General features: G+C 49.4%; 1 protein-coding gene. It reads left to right on the top strand.

From position 1 onward, the window contains the following. The first annotated feature begins 72 nt into the window (after positions 1-72). Positions 73-2,970: a PAS domain-containing hybrid sensor histidine kinase/response regulator gene (locus D5S03_RS09440; RefSeq protein ID WP_287043672.1), complete on the top strand. Its 2,898-nt coding sequence runs from the start codon at positions 73-75 to the stop codon at positions 2,968-2,970. The last annotated feature ends 316 nt before the right edge of the window (positions 2,971-3,286 follow it).

The raw sequence follows: 3,286 nt of genomic DNA, 5'->3' as shown, positions 1-3,286 counted from the left end.
TGGATTGGTACTTTATTTTACATGCGCTTAATTTTTTTGCTGGTCATCTTTAAAACCTGCTTGGAGTAAACCATGCCTCAGGACCCTGCTTCCAAGGATTTATCTGTTCCCTCCCCGGAACAGTGTCAGGATCTGTTCATAGACGCCCCCATGGGCATTTACACTTCCACGCCGGAGGGCAGGTTACTCTTTGTCAATCCCGCCCTGGCCAGAATGTTCGGGTACGATTCGCCGCAGGATATGCTGATTTCAGTAACAGATATTGCGTCACAACTATATGCCGATGCTGATGACAGAGAAGAGTTCAAACGTCTTCTGAGTGAAAAGGACGAACTGGTAAATTATGAATATCGGATGCTCCGCAGGGACGGCGCTATTATCTGGACTTCCCAAAAAACCAGGGCAATACGCGATAAGGAAAAAAATGAAGTCCATTATCAAGGTTTTGTTACGGATATAACAGAGCGTAAACTGGTAGAAGATGATCTGCGTAATGAGGCTGCTCAACGTCATATTCTTGTTGATCAGTCTAAGGACGGGATTGTTGTATTAAATGATGATGGTAGCGTCCATGAAGCAAACAGGCGTTTTGCTGACATGCTTGGATACACTTCCCATGAGGTCCAGAAACTTCATTTATGGGACTGGCAGCCCCATTACACTCGTGAACAGCTTCTTGAAATACTGCAAAGAGTTGACACAGAAGGCGACCACTTCGAAACTCGTCATAGAAGAAAGGACGGCACATTCTATGACGTTGAAATCAGCACCAACGGAGCTGTGATAGGCGGACGAAAACTCATATTCTGCGTCTGCCGGGACATCACCGAGCGCAAGCGGGTAGAGAAGCACCTGGAAGAAGAGTTCAAACTTAGAAATGCCTTGCTGGACAACATACCAAACTGTGTTGCTTTCCTTTTGAAGAAAGGTACCCGGGAAATTGTATCCTCCAACAGGGCCGGGCGAGAAATGGGTGCGGTTCCGGGTAAGACCTGTTTTCAGACACATGCTCTACTCGATGCCCCCTGCTCTTTCTGCCTGGCACCGGAGCTATGGAAAAGCGGTCAATTGCAGCAAATAGAGGTCGAACATCAAGGGGCATGGTATAAAGGAATATGGGCACCGCTTTCAGAAGATCTTTATGTTCATTATATTTTTGACATCACTGAGTCCAGGCGGATGATGGAGGAACTGCAAAGCACTACTGCTGAACTTTCAGCCATTCACGAGCATGCACCTGTGGCCATGCTCCTGGTAGATGAAGACAGACGTGTGCAGAAAGTCAATGGAGTGACTGCTGATTTTGCCGGCCGACCCATGCAGGAGATGGTGGGGCAAAGGGCTGGTGAGGCTTTTCGTTGCCTGAATCATCTGGATCATCCAGAGGGGTGCGGCTTTGGGGAGGCCTGTCAGACATGCCGGGTGAGATTGAGTGTGTTGCAGACTTTTTCAGACCAGCAAAACAGAAAAAATATTGAGGCCTGGCTGCCTTTTTTTCATGAAGGGGAAAATATCAGCAAATGCCTGCTGCTTAACACCAGCTATCTGGAAGTGGGTGGCCAGGGAAGGGTTCTGGTATGCATTCAGGATATTACATTCATTAAAAAAGCTGAACAGGAACTGGAGCTGGCCAGGCAGCAGGCCGAGGCGGCCAACCATGCCAAGAGCGAATTTCTGGCCAACATGAGCCACGAACTGCGTACTCCTTTAAACGGCATCATGGGCATGCTGGATGTATTGCAGGCCACCACTGACCTGGACCATGAGCAGAAAGAATTTGTTGATCTGGGTATTACTGCTGCCAATCGCCTGACCCGGCTTTTGTCGGACATTCTGGATCTGTCCAAGGTGGAGGCCGGTAAGATGGAAATCATTGATGAGGAGTTCAACCCCGGAGAGCTGGTGGATTCCGTAGCCGACCTGTTCAAAGTCAACATAAAAGACAAGAACGTGTCCCTGTCCTGCAAACTGGATCCGGAAATGCCGGAAAAGATTGTGGGAGATGAGGTAAGACTGCGTCAGATCCTGTTCAACCTGCTGGGCAATGCCTTCAAGTATACGGATGAAGGAGAGATCACCCTGGAAATGACCCCACTGGCTTCCTCTGATGGTGAACAAAGAGTGCTGTTTGTTATTTCGGATACAGGCATAGGCATACCCGAAGACCGGCTTAAAAATCTTTTTCAGCCTTTTGTCCAGGTGGACAGCAGCTATACCCGCAGATACCAGGGAGCCGGACTGGGCCTGGCCATTATCCGCCGTCTTGTGGATCTCATGGGGGGCAGCATCAGCATTGACAGCACTGAAAATCAGGGGACCACGGTGTACGTGGCCCTGCCATTCAGGCTTCCCGGGGAAATGATCCAGTACAGGAATCAGCAGGAAGGGCAGCTGCAGAAAGCAAAAAAGGGACTGCGCATCCTTATGGCCGAGGATGACAGGCTTATCCATTATCTGTTGCAGGCCATGCTGGAAAAACTGGGACATACATTGACCATTGCAGAAAACGGACAACAGGCCCTGGATTTGCTAGCTCATCAGGATTTCGACTGTATCCTCATGGACATCCAGATGCCGGTCATGGATGGAGTAGAGGCCACGAGGCGGATAAGAAGCATGGAGCATGGGGCATGGAGCCCCAGTGAAACTCCAGTCTACGACAGGGAGCCCTTTGGGCTGTTTCACGGGGCAGGCATGGAGCATGGAGCAGAGGATAAAGGGCAGAGGGCAGAGGACGGAGACCGGACCTCGGAGGTCGGAGAGCCAATCCCTGAATCCCCAAATCCCTCAATTCCTCAATCTCTCAATTCCTCACCTGAATCTAAGAACCGAATTCCCATAATCGCCATGACCGCCTACGCCATGCATGGGGACCGGGAGAAGTTCCTTAAGGCCGGCATGGATGACTATCTGGCCAAACCGGTGCGCTTAAAAGATCTGGAAAAGGTTCTTGCCAGGTATGCAGAATAAGACTTATAAGAAGTATGGGCGTATGGAATCAAAATATCTTTACACCCAGACATGGATACCCCCGTACACCCATACTTTATTCCACAAGTGGAGGAGATTTGACGCCGTGCCCGTAATCCTCTCCAGGGGGGCGGGATGTCAGAATAAGTTACCAACATGTTTCTTTGAAATTTGTGCTGAGTCTAAAGGGAATCATTTTGCATTCAAGACTTGCTTTTCTAATACTTTTCACTGCCTTTTCACTCCTGCTTTCACCAGTGGTAATCAGCTCTTCTCAGCAACGGCAGCAGGACAGGGTTTTGGCCGATGATTATCA

Origin of the sequence: Desulfonatronospira sp. MSAO_Bac3 (genome assembly GCF_003838035.1) — a bacterium.
Taxonomy (GTDB): Bacteria; Desulfobacterota; Desulfovibrionia; order Desulfovibrionales; family Desulfonatronovibrionaceae; genus Desulfonatronospira; species Desulfonatronospira thiodismutans.
This window is presented reverse-complemented; position numbering and strand designations above follow the sequence as displayed.

What these genes read in the sequence shown, in the direction of transcription:
- D5S03_RS09440 (WP_287043672.1), top strand. Translation starts at nt 73, where the DNA reads ATGCCTCAGGACCCTGCTTCCAAGGATTTATCTGTTCCCTCCCCGGAA.